This window comes from Terrimonas rubra (assembly GCF_042686025.1).
Lineage (GTDB): Bacteria > Bacteroidota > Bacteroidia > Chitinophagales > Chitinophagaceae > Terrimonas > Terrimonas rubra.
Genome location: NZ_JBHUOZ010000001.1, coordinates 1,351,989 through 1,375,181 on the forward strand (window position 1 = coordinate 1,351,989; position 23,193 = coordinate 1,375,181).

The 23,193-nt window shown below is 42.6% G+C and carries 21 protein-coding genes; 14 read left to right on the top strand and 7 right to left on the bottom strand.

Annotated elements, in window-relative coordinates; genetic code table 11:
- Nucleotides 1-83 precede the first annotated feature (83 nt).
- Complete coding sequence (locus tag ACFS6H_RS05725) at nt 84-1,145, bottom strand: glycosyltransferase family protein (protein ID WP_386096166.1); 1,062 nt, start codon at nt 1,143-1,145, stop codon at nt 84-86.
- Nucleotides 1,146-1,432: 287 nt separating this feature from the next.
- On the opposite strand from ACFS6H_RS05725, the gene ACFS6H_RS05730 reads away from it, so the two are divergent.
- On the top strand, nt 1,433-3,013 hold the full coding sequence (locus ACFS6H_RS05730; RefSeq protein ID WP_386096168.1) for a calcineurin-like phosphoesterase C-terminal domain-containing protein: 1,581 nt from the start codon (nt 1,433-1,435) through the stop codon (nt 3,011-3,013).
- A 152-nt stretch (nt 3,014-3,165) separates the two neighbouring features.
- The gene (locus ACFS6H_RS05735; protein ID WP_386096170.1) at nt 3,166-3,462 is read left to right on the top strand and encodes an RNA polymerase alpha subunit C-terminal domain-containing protein; all 297 of its coding nucleotides are present in this window, start codon (nt 3,166-3,168) and stop codon (nt 3,460-3,462) included.
- Between the two features lie 4 nt (nt 3,463-3,466).
- On the opposite strand, the gene ACFS6H_RS05740 is transcribed toward ACFS6H_RS05735, so the two are convergent.
- The 3 genes from ACFS6H_RS05740 to ACFS6H_RS05750 all read right to left on the bottom strand — a co-directional run bounded on the left by ACFS6H_RS05740 (nt 3,467) and on the right by ACFS6H_RS05750 (nt 6,586).
- Entirely contained in the window at nt 3,467-4,318 is an 852-nt protein-coding gene (locus ACFS6H_RS05740) for a UDP-2,3-diacylglucosamine diphosphatase (protein ID WP_386096172.1), read from the bottom strand.
- Between the two features lie 573 nt (nt 4,319-4,891).
- Entirely contained in the window at nt 4,892-5,710 is an 819-nt protein-coding gene (locus tag ACFS6H_RS05745; protein ID WP_386096174.1) for an alpha/beta hydrolase, read from the bottom strand.
- Nucleotides 5,711-5,857: 147 nt separating this feature from the next.
- Nucleotides 5,858-6,586, bottom strand: coding sequence for a DUF481 domain-containing protein (locus ACFS6H_RS05750; RefSeq protein WP_386096176.1), 729 nt, complete (start codon nt 6,584-6,586; stop codon nt 5,858-5,860).
- Nucleotides 6,587-6,762: 176 nt separating this feature from the next.
- Between ACFS6H_RS05750 and ACFS6H_RS05755 the strand changes: the two genes are divergently transcribed.
- The 3 genes from ACFS6H_RS05755 to ACFS6H_RS05765 all read left to right on the top strand — a co-directional run bounded on the left by ACFS6H_RS05755 (nt 6,763) and on the right by ACFS6H_RS05765 (nt 8,896).
- Entirely contained in the window at nt 6,763-7,614 is an 852-nt protein-coding gene (locus tag ACFS6H_RS05755) for a TraB/GumN family protein (RefSeq protein WP_386096178.1), read from the top strand.
- Nucleotides 7,615-7,782: 168 nt separating this feature from the next.
- Nucleotides 7,783-8,283, top strand: a complete 501-nt coding sequence (locus tag ACFS6H_RS05760; RefSeq protein ID WP_386096180.1) for an RNA polymerase sigma factor — start codon at nt 7,783-7,785, stop codon at nt 8,281-8,283.
- Nucleotides 8,273-8,896 (top strand): hypothetical protein, encoded by a 624-nt coding sequence (locus ACFS6H_RS05765; protein ID WP_386096182.1) that lies wholly within the window; start codon nt 8,273-8,275, stop codon nt 8,894-8,896. Before ACFS6H_RS05760 ends, ACFS6H_RS05765 begins: the two co-directional genes overlap by 11 nt.
- Before the next feature lie 64 nt (nt 8,897-8,960).
- Here ACFS6H_RS05765 and ACFS6H_RS05770 read toward each other — a convergent pair whose 3' ends face one another.
- Nucleotides 8,961-9,437, bottom strand: a complete 477-nt coding sequence (locus tag ACFS6H_RS05770) for a DUF983 domain-containing protein (protein WP_386096184.1) — start codon at nt 9,435-9,437, stop codon at nt 8,961-8,963.
- A 5-nt stretch (nt 9,438-9,442) separates the two neighbouring features.
- Nucleotides 9,443-10,324: an AraC family transcriptional regulator gene (locus ACFS6H_RS05775; protein WP_386096186.1), complete on the bottom strand. Its 882-nt coding sequence runs from the start codon at nt 10,322-10,324 to the stop codon at nt 9,443-9,445.
- 170 nt (nt 10,325-10,494) lie between these two features.
- Between ACFS6H_RS05775 and ACFS6H_RS05780 the strand changes: the two genes are divergently transcribed.
- Nucleotides 10,495-10,791, top strand: coding sequence for a YciI family protein (locus ACFS6H_RS05780; protein ID WP_386096188.1), 297 nt, complete (start codon nt 10,495-10,497; stop codon nt 10,789-10,791).
- A gap of 83 nt (nt 10,792-10,874) precedes the next feature.
- Here ACFS6H_RS05780 and ACFS6H_RS05785 read toward each other — a convergent pair whose 3' ends face one another.
- Nucleotides 10,875-11,051 carry a hypothetical protein gene (locus tag ACFS6H_RS05785; protein WP_386096190.1) on the bottom strand — a complete coding sequence of 59 codons (177 nt, stop codon included), beginning with the start codon at nt 11,049-11,051 and terminating at the stop codon, nt 10,875-10,877.
- A gap of 303 nt (nt 11,052-11,354) precedes the next feature.
- On the opposite strand from ACFS6H_RS05785, the gene ACFS6H_RS05790 reads away from it, so the two are divergent.
- The 8 genes from ACFS6H_RS05790 to ACFS6H_RS05825 all read left to right on the top strand — a co-directional run bounded on the left by ACFS6H_RS05790 (nt 11,355) and on the right by ACFS6H_RS05825 (nt 23,134).
- The gene (locus tag ACFS6H_RS05790) at nt 11,355-12,968 is read left to right on the top strand and encodes a glycoside hydrolase family 28 protein (RefSeq protein ID WP_386097225.1); all 1,614 of its coding nucleotides are present in this window, start codon (nt 11,355-11,357) and stop codon (nt 12,966-12,968) included.
- A 38-nt stretch (nt 12,969-13,006) separates the two neighbouring features.
- Complete coding sequence (locus tag ACFS6H_RS05795; RefSeq protein WP_386096192.1) at nt 13,007-14,929, top strand: DUF4350 domain-containing protein; 1,923 nt, start codon at nt 13,007-13,009, stop codon at nt 14,927-14,929.
- Nucleotides 14,930-14,940: 11 nt separating this feature from the next.
- Entirely contained in the window at nt 14,941-16,449 is a 1,509-nt protein-coding gene (locus ACFS6H_RS05800; RefSeq protein WP_386096194.1) for a tagaturonate reductase, read from the top strand.
- Nucleotides 16,450-16,467: 18 nt separating this feature from the next.
- On the top strand, nt 16,468-18,111 hold the full coding sequence (locus ACFS6H_RS05805; RefSeq protein WP_386096196.1) for a UxaA family hydrolase: 1,644 nt from the start codon (nt 16,468-16,470) through the stop codon (nt 18,109-18,111).
- A 269-nt stretch (nt 18,112-18,380) separates the two neighbouring features.
- Nucleotides 18,381-19,829, top strand: coding sequence for a glucuronate isomerase (uxaC, locus tag ACFS6H_RS05810; RefSeq protein ID WP_386096198.1), 1,449 nt, complete (start codon nt 18,381-18,383; stop codon nt 19,827-19,829).
- A gap of 48 nt (nt 19,830-19,877) precedes the next feature.
- Nucleotides 19,878-20,870, top strand: a complete 993-nt coding sequence (locus tag ACFS6H_RS05815; RefSeq protein WP_386096200.1) for a PfkB family carbohydrate kinase — start codon at nt 19,878-19,880, stop codon at nt 20,868-20,870.
- On the top strand, nt 20,867-21,535 hold the full coding sequence (locus ACFS6H_RS05820) for a bifunctional 4-hydroxy-2-oxoglutarate aldolase/2-dehydro-3-deoxy-phosphogluconate aldolase (protein ID WP_386096202.1): 669 nt from the start codon (nt 20,867-20,869) through the stop codon (nt 21,533-21,535). Before ACFS6H_RS05815 ends, ACFS6H_RS05820 begins: the two co-directional genes overlap by 4 nt.
- Nucleotides 21,536-21,541: 6 nt before the next feature.
- Entirely contained in the window at nt 21,542-23,134 is a 1,593-nt protein-coding gene (locus ACFS6H_RS05825; protein ID WP_386096204.1) for an MFS transporter, read from the top strand.
- The last annotated feature ends 59 nt before the right edge of the window (nt 23,135-23,193 follow it).

Sequence of the window (23,193 nt, forward strand, 5' to 3'; positions counted from 1 at the left end):
TTTACAATTAAAAAAATACGAACAACCCTCTTGAACAAATTTCTAATTAACTAATTATCTAATTGCCAAATTGTCTAATTGTACTACCCTTGCGGCAAAAAAATCTCACCCGGTAACCAGCGGTTCTCTACTTCCTCTTCGGTGGATTCGTATAAACGGGGTTGTACTTTTTCAAACAGATAATGCAGGCTTTGCTGTATGCTGCGGCTGTAATCGCGTTTAATTACACGGCCGTATTGTAACCAGTCTTCCACTTTCTTCTGGAAATCGGTAAGGGTATCCTGTACTACGGTAACGCCCATTAACTCCAGTGCGGCGGCGTTACACTGTTGCTCATAATGGTTTTTAATAGGAATACTCATGATCTTCTTACCCAGGTGCAGGGCTTCCGCCGGGGTTTCAAAACCACCACCGGTGATCACGCCTTCCGATGCGATCATGCTGTCAGAAAAGCTGTCTGGTATAATAGGTTTCCAGGTAATATTCCCTTCTTCCTGTTGCTGTAAAACCTGTTTGCTGAAAATTTCAAAGCGGGTGTGATGAATGGAATTAAACATGGTAAAAAGTTTTTGGTTACTGTATGCCGGCAGGTAAACGGCAACATGCCGGTTATTGATGGTGTTGGCCTCCAGAATATCTTTTTTGATCACCGGAGTAAAAATAAAATCGTCATAAGCACTGAAATGATAACCCAGGTTAAAGGGTGAAGTGGCAAAGTTCTTCAGCACCCATTCCCCGGCCTTATCCTGTTGCAGCGGTTTGGGACAGTCGATGGACTGAAAACTGGCCTGGTGTCCAAACTGTACCGAAGGAACTTTGCGTAACTTACAGGCCATAGCGGTGATAAAATCAAAATCGTTCAGTACAAGATCGTACTGTTGTACCGGCAACTGCTGAATATCGCGCCAGATGCGCAGAGGGTTACAACCCTGCAGGATACGTGCATAGTTTAAACCGCCATTACTGTTATAAAACAGGCTAACCCCTTTGCTGCGATAGGTAACCGGTGCTGCCAATGCGAGTGAACTGTTGCTGCCGCTTAAAAAAATATCAACGGTGCCCTGCTGTTCCAGGTATGGTAGTAACTGCATGGCCCTGCTGATATGGCCATTGCCCGTTGCCTGAACTGCGTATAATATTTTCATGGCTTATAAAATGGTTACCCAAAGTACCTACTAACTGCGCAGCCCGGCTAAGAAAACGAATTATGAAAATGATAACTAAATGTTACGACAATATGAATGCATAATATAGTTACGGGTATAACATGATCTTGTTGCATAAGAGGGTGAAATTCATATATGATGCTATTACTTAATATTAGCTTCATATTGTGGTAAAACTGGCTTAACCTTAAGTGCTGACATTTGCGCTGCAAAAACTAACCATCAACCACGGTAAAGAATAAAACCCTCTCAAATAAAAGAACAATATGAAAAAAAAGTACGGATTACTGGTGTTAGTGGTCGCCCTGTCAATGAGTGCGTATGCGCAAACAGTGAAAGGTTATGTATATGCCGATAATAACAGGAATGGCAAAAAGGACAAAACGGAAAAAGGTATTGCCGGTGTAGGTGTATCAAACGGTGTGCAGGTGGTAAATACCAATAACGACGGTGCTTATGAGTTACCCGTAGGCGATGATAATATTATTTTTGTGATCAAACCTGCCGGCTACAGCGTGGCACTAAACGCCAGTAACCAGCCGCAGTATTACTATATACACAAGCCTAACGGCTCTCCTTCCAACTTTAAATACAAGGGTGTTGAACCTACCGGTAAATTGCCAAAGTCGGTTGATTTTGCTTTATTACCGGCACAGGAGTCAGATAAATTTACCAGTTTGATATTTGGCGATCCGCAACCTTATACCCAGCAGGAGGTTGACTTTTTTGCAAAAGGTATTGTATCGGAAGTAGCAGGCATTAAGGATGTTGCTTTTGGTTTAAGTTTAGGCGATCTGGTAGGCGACGATCTTAATTTACATAACCCTTATATCAGTGCTGTTAAAAATGTAGGTATTCCCTGGTATAACCTCATGGGTAACCATGATATGAACTATGAAGCTACGGTAGATTCCTTAGCCGATGAAACCTATGAAGCGAACTTTGGCCCGGCCAATTATTCGTTCAACCATGGTAAGGTACACTTTATTATCCTTGACGATATTATTTACCCCGATCCACGCGATGGAAAAGGCTACTGGGGCGGTTTCCGTAAGGATCAGCTGGATTTTATTGAGAACGACCTGAAACTGGTGCCGAAAGAAAACCTGGTGGTGCTGGCTTTCCATATTCCTTTACAAATGTATAATGATGCTTTCCGTAAAGAAGACCGGGACCGGTTATTTGCCCTGTTAAAAGACTTCCCTAACACACTGTCCTTATCAGCGCATACCCACTTACAGCGTAATGACTTTTATACCCGTGCCGATGGCTGGATGCAGGATAAACCTCACCACGAATACAATGCCGGTACAACATCGGGCGACTGGTATTCGGGTGAGCTGAACGAACAGGGGGTACCCGCCAGCACTATGCGTGATGGTACGCCTAAGGGTTACGCTTTTATCAGGTTTGATGGGAATAAATACGTGATTGATTATAAAGTGGCCGGTAAACCTGCTGATTATCAAATTAATGTATATGCTCCTGAAGTAATGTCCTCAAAAAGATACAGCTCCTATAAATTCTACGCCAACTTCTTTATGGGTAAAAAAGGCGATAAAGTGGAGTTCAGTATCGATGGCAGCAAGTGGAAGGCGATGGATTATTTAAAAAATGCCGACCCAAGTTATTTAAACCTTGCCATGAAATGGGATTTTATCAGTAACTTAATACCGGGCCGCAGACCCAGCAACCCCGAAGAAAGTACCCATTTATGGTGGGCGGGCTTTCCCGGTAAATTAAAAGCAGGAGAGCATACGCTGGAGATAAGGGCTGTTGATATGTATGGCCGTACGTTTACCCAGAAGAAAACCTTTAAAGTACAAGACCCTATTGAATTGAAATAAATTGAATAGTAACCTATTTCTCATATGCAGTTAGTTTTGAATACGCCCCGCTTTTTTAAGCGGGGCTCTTTTTTTGTAAAACCTTTTCAGTATACAGGTATGAACAGGAAAAACTAAATTGCAGTAAAGCCTGTTCACTAAATAACGATTCAATGCCAACTTCTAAAGCAACTTTACGTACCTGTAAACAAGGACATAGCTATTATAAAACCAGCGATTGTCCTACCTGCCCGGAATGTGAAAAAAATAAAAAGCCTGAAGCGGGTTTCCTGGCCACACTTTCATCGCCGGCACGTCGTGCGTTACTACATTATAATATTGATACGGTAAAGAAACTGGCTGATTACACAGAGGCTGAAATACTAAAACTGCACGGCATCGGGCCGGCCAGCCTGCCGGCTTTACAAAAAGCGCTGAAGGAAGCGGGGCTGTCTTTTAAAAAAGTATAACGGGCTAGATAGCTTTGCCGGGCATATTCATGGAGTGTATATGTAAGGCTATTTCATTGGTTATTACCTGCGGCACCGGCTTCTCGGTATTAACGGCAGGTTTGGTAACAGGGGCTTCCGTATGGTTATACAAATGCCATTCATAATCATAATACTCCAGCGTGGTCATATGCTCTACCCAGTCGCCGGAGTTAAGGTATAATACAGCCTGTCCTTCCGTTTCTATCACTCTTTTTTGCGGCTGGTGTATATGGCCGCATATCACACAATCATACTTCTTTTCGGCGGCAATACCGGCCACGAGGTTTTCAAATGCATCTACTTTCACCACCCGTTTATGAAACTGGTGCATGATGTTTTTTGAAAAGGAAAGCGGCTCCCCACCAAAAAATTTCATCATTTTATTGGTAAAACGGTTAAAGCCCAGCAGTATGGCATAACCGTTACTGCCCAGTTTGGTCCAGAACTTTGCCTGGTTGCTGGTAGTATGGTCAAACACATCACCGTGAAAAACCCAGGTTCGTTTTCCGTTAATTTCAATCACCACTTTATCGGCCAGCTGAAAGCCACCCATCTGCATATCGCTGTAGCGGCGCAGGGCTTCGTCGTGGTTGCCGGTAATATAAATAACCCGGGTGCCGGTTGATAACAGGTGTAATATCTCCTGTATCACCGCGATATGCGGGGCGGGGAAATAATGTTTGCTGAATTGCCAGCCGTCGATAATATCCCCGTTAAGAATTAAAATGCGGGGCGATATGCTTTGCAGGTATTGTAATAACTCTTTGGCACGACAGGCATAGGTTCCCAGGTGAACATCAGATAGTACAACAACTTCAACCGAGCGTTTGGTCATAAATGGGTTTACTATAAAGTTTCATCTTTAATATGAACTTAAGTTTACCGTGGTGTTATCAATATATGAAGTGCTGAAGTTTTTTTGTTGTCATCGTCCCGGCCCTGATGGGGCTTTTGTTGTGTCACTCACTTGTACTGCAGTAACGCTATGCATCAATGAGGCTAATCCAATAACTAATATCGAATTAATTCTATTGGGCATTATGTAAGTTGCATTAACGTTTGCATAATTTCTTTATTTCACCCTGATGCAATCAGGGAAGGTCTTTATAGTCACAAGTCATCCTTCGGAAGGCTTGTGACAGATGGATTCTATTGGGCATTGTGTAAGTTGCGTTAACGTTAGCAAAATTTCTTTATTTCACCCTGATGCAATCAGGGAAGGTCTTTATAGTCACAAGTCATCCTTCGGAAGACTTGCGACAGATGGTTGCGACAGATGGATTTACCTCCTATCGTCGGCATGACGTATCCCATAGCTATACCAGATAAAGGTTCGAAACCTACGAACGGCTTAAAAATCTTTATACTAACATCTACATACTAGAATCTAATATCTGCATACTAGCATCTACATACTCTTTACTCCCCAGCCCCATTTTAAAAACTCCGGCATGGCCCTGGCCCAGCTGGCCACGTCATGACGGCCATCGGGCAGTTCCATATACACCACGTCCTGGTCGGTATAACCCTTTTTGTATAAGGCGTCCATCAGGTCAAGGGTATCATCAATGGAGTCGATGATGCCGTTATTGTTACGGTCCATGGTTTCATCCAGGTTACCACACTGGAAAAAAAATTGCATACCGGGAACTTTGGGGCTGTTTTTGATCAGCTGGTGTACGATCCGGTGTTGATGATCATCGTAAGCGGGGTCGGTCTGGTCAATACTGCGCCACCATAGGGAGCCGGAAAAAATACCCACTTTGGTAAACAGGCCGGGATGGTTCCAGGCAATATCCAGGGCACTCACAGCCCCTAAGGAAAAGCCGGCATAACCCCGTTCATGCACGGTGGGTAAAACATAGGTTGTTTGTATATAGGGGAGTAATTCCTCTAAAACATAGCGGGTATATAAACCGGCTTTGGCGCCACGGCCTAAATAATCAGGCTGGCTGGCTACGCCATACTCCATCTTCCTGTCCTCACAGGTATGTATGGCCACACATAATAAGGGTTTGATCGTTTTACTTTCGTACAGGCCGTTCAGCATTTCTTCCAGGCCCAGTTTTTTCATATCCTGGCCATCGTTGATCAGCAGTAAACTTATATCGGAAGGGTCGGCTACATTTTTGGGCAGGAAAAAATCAACGACCACCGTACGTTTTAAAAACGCCGATTCCATTTCCACACGTTCCACCAGGGTGCCGGTTACTAATTCAGGTTGCATGGCGCCAAAAATAAGGAATTCGGGGGGATGGATACAAATTTCTTATGATCTGAGTAATACCGGGATTTATGCCGTTGTTAAACCCCGGTTCAATAAACGTTACTGCAGTAAGGTAATATCAGGGTTATACGGCAAGGCAGGTAAAGCCTAAAAAAACGACTCCGCTACCAGTCCAAAATTGATCAGCAGGTTTTCCCTTTCTGTTCTGCTGATGTAATTATAGGTAAGCGCCGATGTCAGGTTCAGCCATTTTCTCAGTTTTACCGATATGGCCGCATTGGAGCGGATAATATAATCATCAAAGCGTTCAAAAGAAGGTTGCCAGAAATGCATGCCTTCAATGGTAACAATATTATTAATAAGCCATTTATGTTTCAGGCGGAAGGAATTTCTTACGGTCTGGTATTTTTCCGTTTCATCCAGGGTGTTGATGAGTTTACTGGTCTCATACATAATACCGTTACTTGCCACTACTTCTAGTGTTTTCCGGTTCACAATATTCCATCCTACACCACCACCCAGCTGGAACTGGTGATTGATCTTTAAAGAATAGCTGCTTAAGAAGGAGGCCAGCGCCCAGTAGTAGATCTTACGCTGGTTCTTTAATACATCCGCATTAAAACTGGAAGTAAAATCATTATTGGATAAGGCCTTATTCTGGCGGCCGTAGATCCAGCTGCTGCTGCTGTTAAAAGTCATGATCTTTTTATTCATGCTCAGGGACAGGGCATTGGTCAGCACAAAGGACTTGCGGTCATTGGTCTGGTTAATAATGCCCGTGGTACCAAATTTTGCATAATAATGGGTGCTGTCATTGAACTGGCTGAAAACGGGAACGGATAATAGTAATACAAGGATAAAAAAACAATATTTCATAGCCCTGCAAAGATACTATTCTGCAGGCAATGGGCCGGTGCAGGGGATGGCTTCAACATCCATAAATGATATGCGTGCGGCAGCAGTAAAAAATATTTTTAAAAAAGTTCAAATTTTTTGTAACGAAACAATACCGGCCCATACTTACTATTAAAATAACTTAAAAGAAGATAAAGATGAAAAGAATTATTGCCCTGGTAGCTTTTGTATGTTTTGCCTGTACCGCTTTTGCTCAAAAACACGAGAACTCATTATTATGGAAAATAGAAGGGAACGGTTTAAAGAAACCTTCTTACTTATTTGGAACGGTACACATGATATGTGCAGATAATTTTGTGATGCCCGAAAAAGTAGTAAAGGCCATGGACCAAACCACGCAAAGTTTCCTGGAGATAGACCTTGACAGCCCTGACTTTGCCGTAGAATCGGCCAAACATGTAAAAAGCGATAAACCTATTTCGGAACAGGTATCAGCCAAAGATGCAGCTTATATTGACAGTGTGTTAAAAGTTAAAGTGGGAGCCGGCCTCGCACAGTTGGATAGTATTAAGCCCATGGCTTTGATGAGTGCCCTGATGCAAAAAGATTTCACGTGTCAGATGATCAGCTTTGAGCAGGAAGTGATCAAACATTCCGCGAAAAATAAAAAGGAAACACATGGTCTATCCAGTGTGGAAGAGCAATTCTCGTTCATGAATAAAATTGTACCGGCCAAAGAATTTGCCTTGGTAATACGTGAGCTCAATAAGTTCAATATCAGCGATATGTTAGCCGGCTTATATGCAAATTATAAAATAGAAGACATAACAGCTATTAATAAAATGATGGAAGGCTTGGGGACCGCTAATGCCGAAGCATATCATTACCTCCTTACAGTGCGTAATAACTTATGGGTAGACAGGTTACCCAAAATTATGAAGGAGCAGCCAACATTTATTGCTATAGGAAGTGCGCACTTATCAGGGCACACCGGTATGATCAAACTATTGCAGGATAAAGGGTATAAAGTAACGCCTGTTTTTAACTGATCTGCACTCCGGCAACCGGTAAGGCTTACTTGCCGGTTGCTTATTAAACGTCCTCTTACACAAATTATTTTTTACTGTATAAGAGCAGTAAGTTTGCCGCCGGTTAAGCGTAGGCAGTTATTTTTTAGACAGGATTGTAAAACCAGGAATTAAACCAAAATCATTGTTTTGAACCGGGAACAGGAATTTTTAGCAAAAATAGAACAACACAAGGGTGTTATCTACAAGGTGTCCCGTATGTATATGGATCAGCCCGATGACCAGGAGGATCTGTTCCAGGAAATCGTTTTACAGTTGTGGAAATCCTACGATAATTTCAGGGGCGACAGCCAGTTCAGTACCTGGATGTACAGGGTGGCCATTAATACCGCTATGGTATTCTTTAAAAAAGAAAGATCAAGGAAACAGCATTACAGCGATAACAAAGAGCCGGAGCTTGCAGCGGAGGAGTACAACCCGGTAAAAGAGTCACAACTCGATTATTTTTACCGGGCAGTACAGGAATTGAATGCTGTTGAAAAAGCACTTATCTTCTTCTTCCTGCAGGGACAAAGCCATAAAGAAATTGCAGCTAACCTGGGCCTCACCGAAGGTAATGCCCGGGTTAAACTGAACCGCACCAAAGAAAAATTACAACAAATTATTAAAGACAAGGGTTATGAATTTTGATAAACTACAGGAAGAATGGAATAACAGCAACGATAGTAAGATCGCTGTGCCCCCGGACGTAAAAAAAATGCAGGAAGCCCATACGCCTATTGACGAGGTAAGAAAAAATATGCGCCGGGAATGTTATATCCAGTTTTTTTGCCTGGTGTTAATGGGTTTTGCCCCCGTGATTTTTAACTTTCCTTCGCAGCTAACCACGGTATTTATATGTACCTATGGTATGGCAGTGGCATTTACGCTCTACTATTTTTATAAGTTCTTTAAATTTTATAAACACTCGTACGACCTGAGTTTCGACAGCCGTAAAAACCTCTTATGGTTTTACTACGAATTGAAACTTAATATAGAGTTATACAAGGCGCTTACCTATATCCTGTTTTTCATTGGTTTTGCTTTCGGTGTACTGGCTTATACCATCCTGAAAAATAATGGTATCACTGTCAAAGATGCCGATTTCCTGATGCTGTTTGAGAAAAAGGTCTATGTTATTATCGCGATCATTATTATTATGGCCCTTTCTTTTGCAGGCGCTGAGTATTGGCCGCAATATTATTATGGTAAACATTTAAAGAAAATAAAATCCGTACTGGATCAACTGGACGAACAGGAATGACCACTTTATTACATACAAAGGCCGCAATTTTGCGGCCTTTGTATGTAATGTATTTGCTGTGCTGTTACCAGTTATTCATCTGGTCCTTATTGGTTCTTTCGGTACGTTCGGGTGGCTGGGTACGCCAGTTCTTATTATACCTTACAAAAAACGCCAGCCAGATACTACGGGCCAAACGCATCAGCACCGGTTGCAGTACCAGCAGGAGAACTGCGTTGAACACCAGCCAGTAAATAAAACGGTTATCGTAAATACTCAGGCCTATAAATACCCACCAGGCAATTAACGAGGCCACACTCAGCGCTACCGACATGGCATAACTAACATAACTGGAGCCATAATAAAAGCCCACTTCCAGTTCAAAAGGCTGTTTGCACACCGAACATTCCTTGTGCATATTCAGGGTTTGTTTCAAATTGTAAGGGTTGCGGGATACAAACATATTACCCTCCCGGCAACGGGGACATTTACATTGTAAACTGCTGATGATAGCCGGTACTGCTTTTTTTTCAGGTATTGATACCTTATTAATGCTTTCCATATCTTTTATTTTGAAAATTGTTTTCTGAAATCGTCGGGGGTTACCTGCTCATATTTTTTAAAGAACCGGTTAAAATAAGAATTATCCTGGAAGTTTAACTCGTAGGCTATCTCGGTTACGGTCATGTTTACATTGGTGAGCAACCTTTTTGCTTCCAATAAAATACGTTCCCTGATCAGCTCACCGGCTGTTTTGCCCAGCAGGTCCTGGCATAAGGCGTTTAAATGATTGGGTGTCACGTACAGGAGATCAGCATATTCCTTGGGCAAACGGATACTCTTGTAATGCGCATCGATCAGCCTTTTAAAATTATTCAGAAGGGTTAATTTCTGGTTGGGAATAGCGGGAATACGTTTTTGTTCTGCCTGTCCGTCCATTAACAGCAATAACTGCAACAGTATCACCCTGATCAGGTCATAGGCCGGTTGCGGCTGCTTTTGCAGGTCAATCAACTTTTCAAACAAAACGGTCACTTCCTCATGTAATGTCACCGGCAATTGAAAAACACCATCTTTACTGTTACCTGAAAAAAAAGAGAGATTATCCAAATACCGTTCATTCAGTAAAAAGTTCTTATAAAAGCCTGCTGAAAAGTTGATCACATATCCATTGATGGACGAGGTAAAATGCCAGCTATGCACTTGTCCCGGTATCATGCAATACACCTGGTAAGGTTTAACGGTGTATTTATTAAAATCTACAGTATGCGATCCCTTTCCGTTGATAAAAAGTACCAGGTGGTAAAAATTATGCCGGTGGGGAAAGTGGAGGTGCTCATAATGTTTATGCAGGTAATCGGAAAAATGTTCCGCCAAAAAATCACCCTGCGCTACGGGTTGTAACTGCAGGTGGTGAATATTGTAGACCGGTATTTTATCCTTTGCCATGCTGTATGGTTTTACCATACAAAGGTAATATGGCTGCAGTACACGGGGCGGTGTTAAAATACCTGTTTATGGTACTTTTTACTTATTTGTAATGTGCTGAAAAAATGAGTTTTGCCTGTTCTATGGTTTAAGCCAAATAAAATCCGAGATTTGAGGCAGAAAATATATACATGCCTTATTACGCTTTAACCTATATAACCGCTGAGAACTTTGTAGAAAGAAGAATGCCTTACAGGGAGCAACACCTGCTCCTGGCACAGCAATACCATGATAACCAAATACTGCTGGCAGGAGGTTCTATGCAACCGGCTATTGAATCGCTGCTCATTTTTCATTGCGAGAACGAGGACGTGGTTAAAAGCTTCATGCGCCAGGATCCTTATGTACAGAACGGGCTGGTGAAAGCCTGGTATATCCGGGAATGGAATATCGTGATCGGGGATAAGTTTATTAAAAAAGAAAAATAGCGCAGCGATCTTTTATTCCGTTTGCCAACAGGAGAACTGTAATAATTTATCCTGCTTACCGGCAATAAAAAAGCATCAGCTGTTTAGCCACCTATATGTCCTTCAATTTTCTTTTTGCACAGGAATAAAAACTCTTCGGGGGTTATTTTGCCTTCAAAAAGATAGGAGTAAAGTATTTCTTTATCCTGTCTTGGAAGTTGTTTGATCGATTCTTTCGTGACCTCATCAAGTGCTATCTCTTCAAAAATTTGCTTTTCCATATTACTTAATTATACAGTGGTGAATAAAAGTGGACGGCAACTATATAATGTGTTATATCTACACAAAGGTACACCGTTTTTTGGTACAGGTATGTTAAAGCAATAGCATGATCATACTTTGAACAAAATAGCAATTGACTCTCAAATACTTAGAAAGAATATAACAGAAGACTAACGCTATCGTTTCCGGCAACGTTTGCGTAAAAAAAACCTCGTATTTGCTTCATCATCAATGTATTTGGGGGTAAACTTGTGTGGTGCAAAAGGTTTTTGTACAGAAACGAAATGCTTGTTATGATTGTGATGTTAAGAATCCTGTCTATATTATTATTGTTACCCGCGTTAACTTTTGCACAAACAACGGCCAAACTACCTGTGGTGAAAGCGCCGCAGTTTAAAAATATTACCTACACTATTACCAGGTACGGCGCCTTACCCGATGGTTATACTTTAAATACAAAAAGCATACAGGCAGCTATTGATGCCTGTAATAAAAACGGCGGTGGTACCGTACAGGTTCCTCCCGGTTTATGGCTTACCGGCCCGATCGTTTTAAAAAGCAATGTGAACCTTAACCTGGCCAGCGGCGCTACTTTGTTGTTTACCAAAGATAAAAATGAATACCCCCTGGTGCGTACTAACTGGGAAGGTCTTGACCAGATGCGTAACCAGTCACCTATCTCAGCAGAAAATGCCATCAATATCGGCATTACCGGTAAAGGCATTATTGATGGTAACGGTGATGCCTGGCGTTATGTAAAAAAAGAAAAGCTCACAGAAAGCGATTGGAAAAAACTGGTAGCATCGGGTGGTGTCCTGAGCGATAATAAAAAAATATGGTATCCTTCGGAAGCTTTTAAAAAAGCCAGTACCATGGATAACCCCGGTGCTTATGTGGCAGGGAAAAATTATGATGATGTAAAAGACTTTCTGCGTCCCAACCTGATGGTGCTGACAAAGTGTAAGTATATTTTACTGGAAGGCGTTACTTTTCAAAACTCACCGGCCTGGTGTTTACATCCCTTAATGAGCGAACATTTAACGGTGCGCAATATTACGGTACGTAACCCCTGGTATGCACAGAATGGTGACGGCCTGGATGTAGAGAGCTGCAAAAATGTATTGATAGAAAATAGTTTTTTTGATGTAGGCGATGACGGCATTTGTATCAAAAGCGGCCGTGATGCGGAAGGACGTAAAAGAGGCATGCCTACTGAAAATGTAATCGTTCGCGGTTGTACGGTTTATGCCGCACATGGTGGTTTTGTAGTGGGCAGCGAGATGAGCGGAGGGGCTAAAAATATTCATGTAAGTGATTGTACCTTTATTGGTTCCGATATCGGCCTGCGTTTTAAAACAACCCGCGGCCGTGGTGGTGTGGTGGAAGATATCTTCATTAATAATATTTACATGAAAGATATCCCGGGCGATGCGATCTTGTTTGATATGTACTATGCAGCCCGTGACCCTATTCCTTTGGCCGGTGAAGAAAGGGCATTGCCTGCAGTAGAGTTTAAACCGGTGGATGAGACCACCCCGCAGTTTAAGAACATCCGTATCAATAATGTATATGTGAATGGTGCAGAAAAAGCGGTCTTTATCCGCGGCCTGCCCGAAATGCATATCAACAACCTGCAGTTCAGTAACCTGGTACTGCAATCAAAAAAAGGAATGGATATCCAGGAAGCATCGAATATCAGTTTCAAAAATGTTCAGTTATATACTACGGAGCTGAACCCGGTAGTAGACATTGTTAATAGTGACAACATCAGTTTTGATAAACTGCAATACAGTAACCAGGCCGAGCTCTTATTCAGGATAAACGGGGAAAGAAGCAAGCCGGTTAAAGTGATCAATACGGATGATAAAAAAGTTAAAAAAGCATATAGTTACGAGCTGGGAGCGGTACAGCCTTAAGCCGTACCGGGGTTAATTAATCTGAATAAAGTATTTGTATGATGAAAAAAATAGTTGTTCTCTTACTGTTGGTCTTTTCTGTTACTGCTATACAGGCGCAGGATATACCTTATTCGCAGCGTATGTCCAATACCGTGTTATACCACTGGAAAGATTCTTTTGCTTTTCCTGGTAAGCCGGCCCGCTGGAGCTATGATTTTGGGGTGATACTGAAAGGCATTGAGAATGTCTGGAATGCCACCGGCGATCCTAAATGGTATAACTATATCCAGAAAAGCATGGATTTCTTTATCGAAAATCCTGCCCAGATAAAAGACTATAAAAAGAGCACCTATAATATTGATTACGTGAACAACGGTAAACTGTTTCTTACCTTGTTCCGCGTAACCGGTAATAAAAAATACAAACAGGCTGCTGATACCTTACGCCAGCAGTTGCGTGAGCATCCCCGTACAAAAGAAGGGGGCTTCTGGCACAAACAGGTATACCCCTGGCAGATGTGGCTGGATGGATTATATATGGGCCAGCCTTTTTATGCGGAATACGCCATGTTGTTTCATGAGGATACCACTTTTAATGATATTGCCCGCCAGTTTGTATTGATGGAAAAAAACAGCCGCGATCCTAAAACAGGCTTATTGTATCATGGTTATGATGAAAGCCGCCAGCAGAAATGGGCGGATAAAACAACCGGCCGTTCACCACATGTATGGGGACGGGCACTGGGCTGGTATGGCATGGCCATAGTAGATGCGCTGGATTATTTCCCCGAACAACATGCCGGTAAAGATGCTATTATTGCCATACTAAACCGTTTTGTGAAAGCGGTTACCGCTGTACAGGACAAAAAAACAGGGCTGTGGTATGATATTGTTGATATGCCCAATGAGCCCCGTAATTATTTTGAGGCCTCAGCTTCTTCCATGTTAGTGTACACCATTGCCAAAGCGGCCCGTAAAGGATATATTCCTTACAGTTATGCGGCTGTAGCGAAGAAGGGATTTGACGGCATTATCAAAACGTTTATTGAAGTAGACGATAAAGGACTGACCAACCTGAAAGGTACGGTGAGTGTTTCGGGACTGGGTGGTAATCCTTACCGTGACGGCAGCTTTGATTATTATATGAGCGAGAAAGTGGTGGTGAATGATGCCAAAGGTGTGGGGGCGTTTATTCTGGCCGCTACTGAAATTGAGATGCAGCCTTTATTCAAATACGGTAAAACAAAGAGCGGTGCTTCCAAAACAGTGGTACTGGACACTTACTATAATAACGAATGGAAAAAAGATATTACCGGTACACCGGTGCGCTGGCATTATACCTGGGATGACAGGACCAATGGCGGTTACTATTTACTGGGCAATATATTTAACCAGCATGGGGCGGGTATCAGCTCGCTGGATAAAGCGCCTACAGCAGCCAATTTAAAAAATGCAGGGGTATATGTTATTGTTGACCCCGATACAGATAAAGAAACTGAAAAACCAAACTACGTTCAGCCACAGGATGTGGCAGCCCTGACCACCTGGGTAAAAAATGGTGGCGTACTGGTATTACTGGGCAATAACCAGGGCAATGCCGAGTTTACGCACTTTAACACCTTGTCAAAAGCTTTTGGTATTACCCAGAACGAGGACAATAAGTTAATGGTGAAGAACAATAACTATTCAGAAGGAGAGGTAAAGATCCCGGCCGGTAACGAGATCTTTAAAACCGCTAAAAATCTTTTCCTGAAAGAGATCAGTTCTTTAACCATTACTAAGCCGGCAAAAGCAGCACTTACCCATGATGGTTATGTGGTATATGCCACCGCACAATATGGAAAAGGCAGCGTACTGGTTTTGGGCGATCCCTGGATCTATAACGAATATGTGGATGGGAAAAAACTGCCTTTGGAGTATGAGAATTTTAAGGGGGCTAACGATTTTGTGAAATGGATATTAGGTAAAGCGAAAAAATAAATAAACACCAGATGCAGTTAACAACAAAGAATATCGCACAGATTAAACCGCAGGATGGATTGATCATTCCCGGTGAAAACTTATTTACCCTGCCCGAAAAAGTATTACAGTTCGGAACCGGGGTATTACTGAGAGGGTTACCCGATTATTTTATTGATAAGGCAAACCGTGCCGGAATTTTTAACGGGCGTGTAGCTGTGGTTAAATCAACCGCTACCGGCGGGGCTGATGCGTTTGATCAGCAGGAAGGTTTATATACCTTATGTGTGCGTGGACTGCAGAACGGTCAACAGGTAGAAGAAACGATCATTAACTCCTCTATCAGCCGCGTACTGGCTGCCAAAACAGAATGGAGTGCTATCCTGGAGATAGCCGCAAGCGAAGCGCTGCAGGTTATTATTTCCAATACAACAGAAGTGGGTATCAGCCTGGTGGAAGAAAGTATTGAGCAGGAACCGCCTTCATCTTTCCCGGCAAAACTGCTGGCGGTTTTATACCATCGTTACAAGGCTTTTAACGGCGATGCAACAAAAGGTTTGGTAGTGTTACCCACCGAACTGATCACCGATAATGGTATTAAACTACAGCAGATCGTTTTACAGTTGGCTGCCTGGAATAAACTGGAAGAGGCGTTTGTGCAATGGTTACAGGAGTCAAACTATTTCTGCAATACCCTGGTGGACAGGATCGTACCGGGCAAATTGCCTGCAGCAGAACAAGAGCAGACAGAGGCCGCACTGGGTTATACGGATGAACTCATGATCATGTCGGAAGTATACCGCCTGTGGGCTATTGAAACCGATAATGAAAAGGTAAAAGAAATACTATCCTTTAGCCAGGCTGATGCGGGTGTGGTGCTTACGCCGGATATTACAAAGTTTAAAGAACTGAAACTGCGTTTACTGAACGGCTCGCATACTTTCACCTGTGCCTATGCTATTATACAGGGCTTTACTACGGTAAAGGAGGCAATGAATAACGAAGCGTTTTACCAGTTCATTGACGGGTTAATGAAGGAAGAGATCATCCCGGCCCTGGATAATAAAGTAGTACCTACTGATGAGGCCATTACTTTTGCCAACAATGTACTGGATAGGTATAAAAACCCTTACCTGGAACATAAATGGTTAAGCATTGCGGTGCAATACACTTCTAAAATGTTCATGCGGAATGTGCCGCTGATCATGGGCTACGCAAAGAACACAGGTAAGGTACCTGAGAAGATGGCCGTAGGTTTTGCCGCTTATCTGCTGTTAATGAATATTGACAAAAATGAACAAGGTGAGTTTGAAGGGCAAATAAACGATCGTACGTATACGATCACCTGCCAGTATGCACAGGCATTATCTGATAAATGGAAAAAACACGACGAGATCAGTGATTTGGTGGCAGATATATTATCAGATACTACAATATGGGGAGGTAATAACCTGCTCGAGGTAAAAGGTTTTGAGCAGGCGGTAAAAGAAAATGTAACAACACTTATAAAGCAGTATTTTAGTAGCCAGGTTTTAACATAAACAAGGCAAAATAACTATATGAAACAAAGAGTATTGCAGGTACATCCCAGTGATAATGTATTGGTGGCACTGCAAAATTTAACCCGTGGGGAAGAGATCGTATTTAATGGTGCGAATTATACATTGGTGGATGATATTCCGGCCAAGCATAAGTTTTTTATGCAGGACATGAATGAAGGTGATCCTATTACCATGTACGGCGTACTGGTAGGTAAGGCCCAGTATCATATACCCAGGGGGGCTATCATGAATACCGATAACACCAAACATGCGGCGGATCCGTTTTATTACAGACCTTATGAATATACCTGGCAGGCGCCGGATGTATCAAAATTTGCCGGCCGTACTTTTAATGGTTATCACCGTGCCGATGGCAGGGTAGGAACTGCCAATTACTGGTTATTTATTCCAACGGTTTTTTGTGAGAACAGGAACCTGGATGTTATACGTGAAGCCCTGTACAATGAGCTGGGTTATGAAGTAACCGATAAGTACAAACAAAAGGCCCACCTGTTATTAGAGTTATATAAAAGCGGCGCCGACATAGCAACAGCCGACCTGGATATAAAAGAATCGACAGTTAATACCAGCCGTGTTTTTAAAAATGTGGATGGCATTAAATTCCTGAATCACCAGGGTGGTTGTGGTGGTACACGCCAGGATGCCGGTGTATTAAGCAAGTTATTGGCCGCTTATGCAGATCATCCGAACGTAGCCGGTGTAACGGTTTTAAGCCTGGGTTGCCAGAATTTACAGGTGGCCGATTTCTTAAAAGACCTCAAGCAGCGAAACCCGGATTTTGATAAGCCGCTTTATATTTTTGAACAGCAGCAATCGCAAAGTGAAGAACAGCTGGTAACTGAAGCCATCCGCAAAACATTCTTAGGTTTAATAGAGATTAATAAAATTGAACGCAAGCCCGCCCCGCTGGATAAGCTGGTAATCGGCGTTAAATGCGGCGGCAGTGATGGTTTCAGCGGTATCTCCGCCAACCCGGCAGTGGGTTATACCTCTGACCTGGTAGTAGGTTTGGGCGGTAAAATATTATTGGCTGAGTTTCCTGAACTATGTGGTGCCGAACAGAATTTAATTGACCGTACCAAAGATGAAGCGGCGGCTAAGAAGTTTATTCATTTGATGACGGCCTATAATGATGCAGCGCATAAAGTAGGCTCCGGTTTTCATATGAACCCGTCACCCGGTAATATTAAAGACGGATTGATAACCGATGCCATTAAAAGTACCGGTGCAGCCCGTAAAGGCGGTACCTCACCGGTAGAAGATGTGCTGGATTATACAGAGCCGGCGGTTAAGCCCGGCCTGAACCTGGTATGTACACCGGGTAATGATGTGGAAGCAACCACCGGTAAAGCCGCCAGCGGGGCTACATTGATATTATTCACGACCGGCCTGGGAACACCTACCGGTAACCCGGTTTGTCCTACCATTAAAGTGGCTACCAATAATGCCCTTGCCAAACGGATGGGTGATATCATTGATATTAATACCGGACCCATTATTGAAGGTGACCTGACCATAGAGCAGATGGGTGAAGAAATATTAGAATATTGTATCAAAGCTGCCAGCGGCGAGGTAATACCGAAGGCTGTGCAGTTGAACCAGGATGATTTCATTCCATGGAAGCGTGGCGTATCGTTGTAGTTTTTTATTTTGGTAATCGACTGCATTGCTACTATCAGCTTTAGTTGTGTCACTCACTTGTACGTCCGGTAATGCTATTGAGCATTGTGCAAGTGTCATTTTGTAATTGCAGGTTTACAGCATTGCGCATTCAGCATTTTGCGTTAAGCCTGCTGATTAGCGAACAGAACGATGAAGAGTGCGAGGCAACAGAAGATCATCTGTGTTACTACAGCTGGTAACAAAAAAAGTAAAAAGAAACTTATAGAGATTATTAAAATAAGGAGCGTATGAAAAAGTTTTTAGATGAGAATTTTTTGTTGAATACCAAAACAGCAGAACGGTTATACCATGAGTTTGCCAAACACATGCCTATAATTGATTATCATTGTCATTTACCGCCACAACAAATTGCAGAAGATACGCAGTTTAAAAACCTGACGCAGGTGTGGTTATACGGCGATCATTATAAATGGCGTGCCATGCGCTCCAATGGTGTGGATGAAAGTTTTGCTACCGGTAATAAGAGCGACTGGGAAAAATTTGAAAAGTGGGCAGAGACCGTTCCGTATACCTTACGTAATCCTTTATATCATTGGACACACCTGGAGTTGCAACGTTATTTTGATGTGCATGATATTTTAAATGCAGATACCGCCAGGAAAATATATGACGAGTGTACAGCTAAACTGCAAACACCGGAGTACAGCGTACGTAATTTGTTACGTAAGATGAATGTGAAGCTGGTATGCACTACCGATGATCCTGTTGATTCGCTGGAATACCATACACAGATAAAAGAAGATGGTTTTGAAATTCCGATTTTACCGGCTTTCCGCCCGGACAATGCCATGAATGTAAGCAGTGCAGCTAAGTTCAATGCATATGTAAAAAAGCTGGAAGGCGTTACCAATATCGCTATTTCATCCTTTGATGATTTTTTATATGCCTTGCAAAACCGTCACGACTTTTTTGCGTCGATGGGTTGTAATGTATCCGACCATGGTTTGGAGAATATTGATGCGGAAGACTTCACAGGATCGGAGATCGATACTATTTTCAGCAAGATACATGGCGGTAAAGAATTAGGGGAGCTGGAACAGCGTAAATTCCGTTCGGCCATGTTACTGCATTTTGCCGAGTGGGACTGGGAGAAGGGCTGGGTACAGCAATTTCACCTGGGTGCTTTGCGTAATAATAATAACCGTTTATTAAGTTCCTTAGGCGCAGATACCGGCTGGGATTCGATCGGTGACTTCCCGCAGGCACGTTCCTTATCTACTTTCATGGATAAGCTGGATACCAATAACCGTTTGGCAAAAACAATATTATACAATTTAAACCCGGCTGATAATGAGTTAATGGCTACCATGATCGGTAACTTTAACGACGGATCGGCCGTAGGTAAAATACAATGGGGTTCAGGCTGGTGGTTCCTTGACCAGAAAGATGGTATGACCAAACAGATCAACGCCCTGAGTAATATGGGCCTGTTGAGCCGTTTTGTAGGGATGTTGACCGATTCAAGAAGCTTTTTATCCTTCCCCCGCCACGAATACTTCAGAAGAATTTTATGTGACCTGTTTGGGGCAGAGGTGGAGAACGGTGAATTGCCTAACGATATAAACTGGATAGGTAAAGTGATACAGGATATATGCTTTAATAATGCCAAAAACTATTTCGGCTGGCAGCAACTGGACGAGAAAGTACCTGCCAAAAAAGAAGCGGCTTTATCTTAATTTAAATGTAGTTTGTCTGCATACTGAATACTATATATCTATATACTGATGATTTTTTGTTTTGGAGAATTATTGCTGCGCATGTCCCCGGTATTGGGCGGAACCTGGATCGATACCAACACCATCCCGGTATATGTGGGCGGTGCAGAATTAAATGCGGCAACGGCTTTGGCCAACTGGCAGTTGCCGGTGCGTTATGGTACGGCTTTGCCGGATAATTATCTGTCGCAGGAGATCATTGAGTATATCCGGTCTAAAAATATTGAAACGGGGGCTATTCATTTTTCCGGCAACCGTATCGGGTCTTATTATTTACCACAAGGGGCTGATCTGAAGAATGCAGGCGTGATCTATGACCGGGCTTATTCCGCTTTCTGGGAATTGCAACCCGGTGCCATTGACTGGGATAAAGCCCTTGAAGGTTGTACCTGGTTTCATTTCAGCGCCATCAGCCCGGCTTTAAATGAAAATGTAGCGGCTGTTTGTAAAGAGGCTTTGGAGGCTGCTGCTAAAAAAGGACTGACCATTTCTGTTGACCTGAACTACCGCGCCAAATTATGGCAATACGGTAAACAGCCAACGGAAGTGATGCCCGAACTGATCGCTTACTGTGATGTAGTGATGGGTAATTTATGGGCAGCGGAGAAACTGGGGGGGATACAATCGCCCCTGGATGATAGCATAGGCATAGCTAACGAAACATTTATAGAAGCGGCCAATACCAGTGTAGCAGCATTTAAACAACAATACCCCAGGGCAAAACAGTTTGCTTATACTTTCCGTTTGGAAAAAGATTACTGGGCTTATTATAACGACGGGCAGGCGGTTGCCACCTCACAGGTGTACAATATTGAAAAGATAGTGGACAAAGTGGGTTCGGGAGATTGTTTTATGGGTGGATTGATCTATGGCATAACCCATCATAACACTGCCAATGAAATAGTTGATTTTGCTGCATCGGCCGCAGTAGGCAAACTATCGGAGATAGGTGATGCCAGCCGGCAGACTATTGAACAGGTAAGAGCAAGGTATAAAAGATGATAAACATGACACAGGAAGAAATAATAAATGCCGTTAAGGCGCAGGGCGTATTGCCTTTGTTTTATAACGAGGATAAGGAACTGTGTATACAAATTACACAAACTTTATACAGTGCAGGTATACGTGTAATTGAGTTTACCAACCGGGGAGAAGCGGCTTTTGAAAATTTTAAAGCCCTGGTTGCATTAAAACAATCCGCTTTACCGGACCTGGTATTGGCGGTGGGTACTATCCGTACAGCGGAACAGGCTACTAAGTTTATCAATGCCGGTGCTGATTTTTTGATCAGTCCGGTTTTTGATGCGACGGTTTGTGATGTGGCTTATTTACACAAAGTATTATGGATACCGGGTTGTATGACACCCACCGAGATACATGTGGCTGAAAATGCAGGCTGTAAACTGGTGAAGCTGTTCCCGGGCAATGTACTGGGAGTAGAATTTTTATCGGCCATTAAAGAGTTATTCCCTAATATGTTATTCATGCCTACCGGCGGCGTAGATGTATCAGAAGCGAGTATTGGCGCCTGGTATAAGGCAGGGGTATGTGCCGTGGGTTTGGGCAGTAAATTGATCAGTAAGGAACTGTTAGCTAAAAAGGATTATACGACCATCGGCAATTTAACCAGGCAGGCAATGGATATTGCTGCCGCTGTAAAAAAATAAAACGATATGCTGCAACAAAACGGAACTGCAAAAATGACCAATTACAGGTGGGCCATCTGCTCATTGTTATTTTTTGCAACCACCATTAATTACCTGGACAGGCAGGTTTTATCACTTACCTGGAAAGACTTTATAGAACCGGAATTTCACTGGAGTAATAAAAACTATGGTGATATTACAGCTATATTCTCCCTGGTATATGCAGGTGCTATGCTGCTGGCAGGACGTTTTGTTGACTGGATGGATACCAAGAAAGGATTTTTATGGGCCATCTTTATATGGTCTATCGGCGCCTGTTTACATGCTTTTTGTGGTATTGCCACTTCGGGTATTGTGGCTGGTGAGTGGTTTGTAGGTTTTGAAGGTGCTAAAGAAGTATTATCGAAAGTAGGGGATACCTCTTTAATCATATCAACCAGTGTAACCTTATTTATTGTGGCTCGTGTGGTGCTGGCGGTAGGTGAGGCCGGTAACTTTCCGGCGGCTATTAAAGCTACAGCAGAGTATTTTCCTAAAAAGGCAAGAGGTTTTGCAACCAGTATTTTTAATGCTGGTGCTACCATTGGTGCATTACTGGCTCCCATAACAATTCCTTATATCGCTTTTCGCTGGGGTTGGGAGATGGCTTTTATCATCATTGGAGCTTTAGGCTTTGTTTGGATGGGCTTCTGGATATTTATGTATAAAAAACCACATGTTCACCCTAAAGTTAATAAGGCCGAACTGGATTATATTAACCAGGACGATGTGGCAGAAGCAGTACCGGTGGTGACAGAAACTGTCAAACAACCCAAAATATCATTTTCACAGGCCTTTAAGTTTAAACAAACATGGGCTTTTGCTATCGGTAAATTTATGACAGATGGTGTGTGGTGGTTTTTCCTGTTCTGGACACCGGCGTATTTAAGTTCAGTTTACGGATTAAATTCAATGGAAAGCAGGCCCCAGATTTTTGTACTGTATTTTATCACTTTATTATCTATTATTGGAGGCTGGCTACCTACTTATTTTGTTGATAAGAAAGGAATGAACCCGTATGCAGGACGTATGCGTGCCATGTTAATATTTGCGTTTTTCCCGTTATTAGCTTTATTAGCACAACCCCTGGGTAGTTATTCAGTTTGGATACCGGTGATTATTATTGGTATAGCCGGGGCTGCCCACCAATCATGGAGTGCAAATATCTTTTCTACAGTAGGGGATATGTTTCCTAAATCGGCTATTGCAACCATTACCGGGATAGGTGGTATGGCAGGTGGTTTAGGATCTTATTTAATTAATAAAGGTTCCGGTGTATTATTCGATTTTACACAGTTGAACTGGAGTAAAGTAGGCGGAGTAAAATTATTGGAAAAATACCCGGAACTGCAACAGGCTGAAACTGCTAAAGCATTTTATGAACAGCAAACTGCCGTTCTTGGTAGTAAGATAGGAAACCTGGAAGAATTTCTGAAAGCCATTAAAAAAACAGGTGTGGAAGTGGTGAATGGAATTGATTCCGGTTATATGATCATCTTTTCTATTTGTGCGGTCGCGTATTTAATTGGCTGGGTGATCATGAAATCACTGGTACCTAAATATGCACCGGTTAAATTATAAATTACAGTCCTCTAAATAAAAAGTCCACCCATTCAGGTGGACTTTTTTTATTAATTATG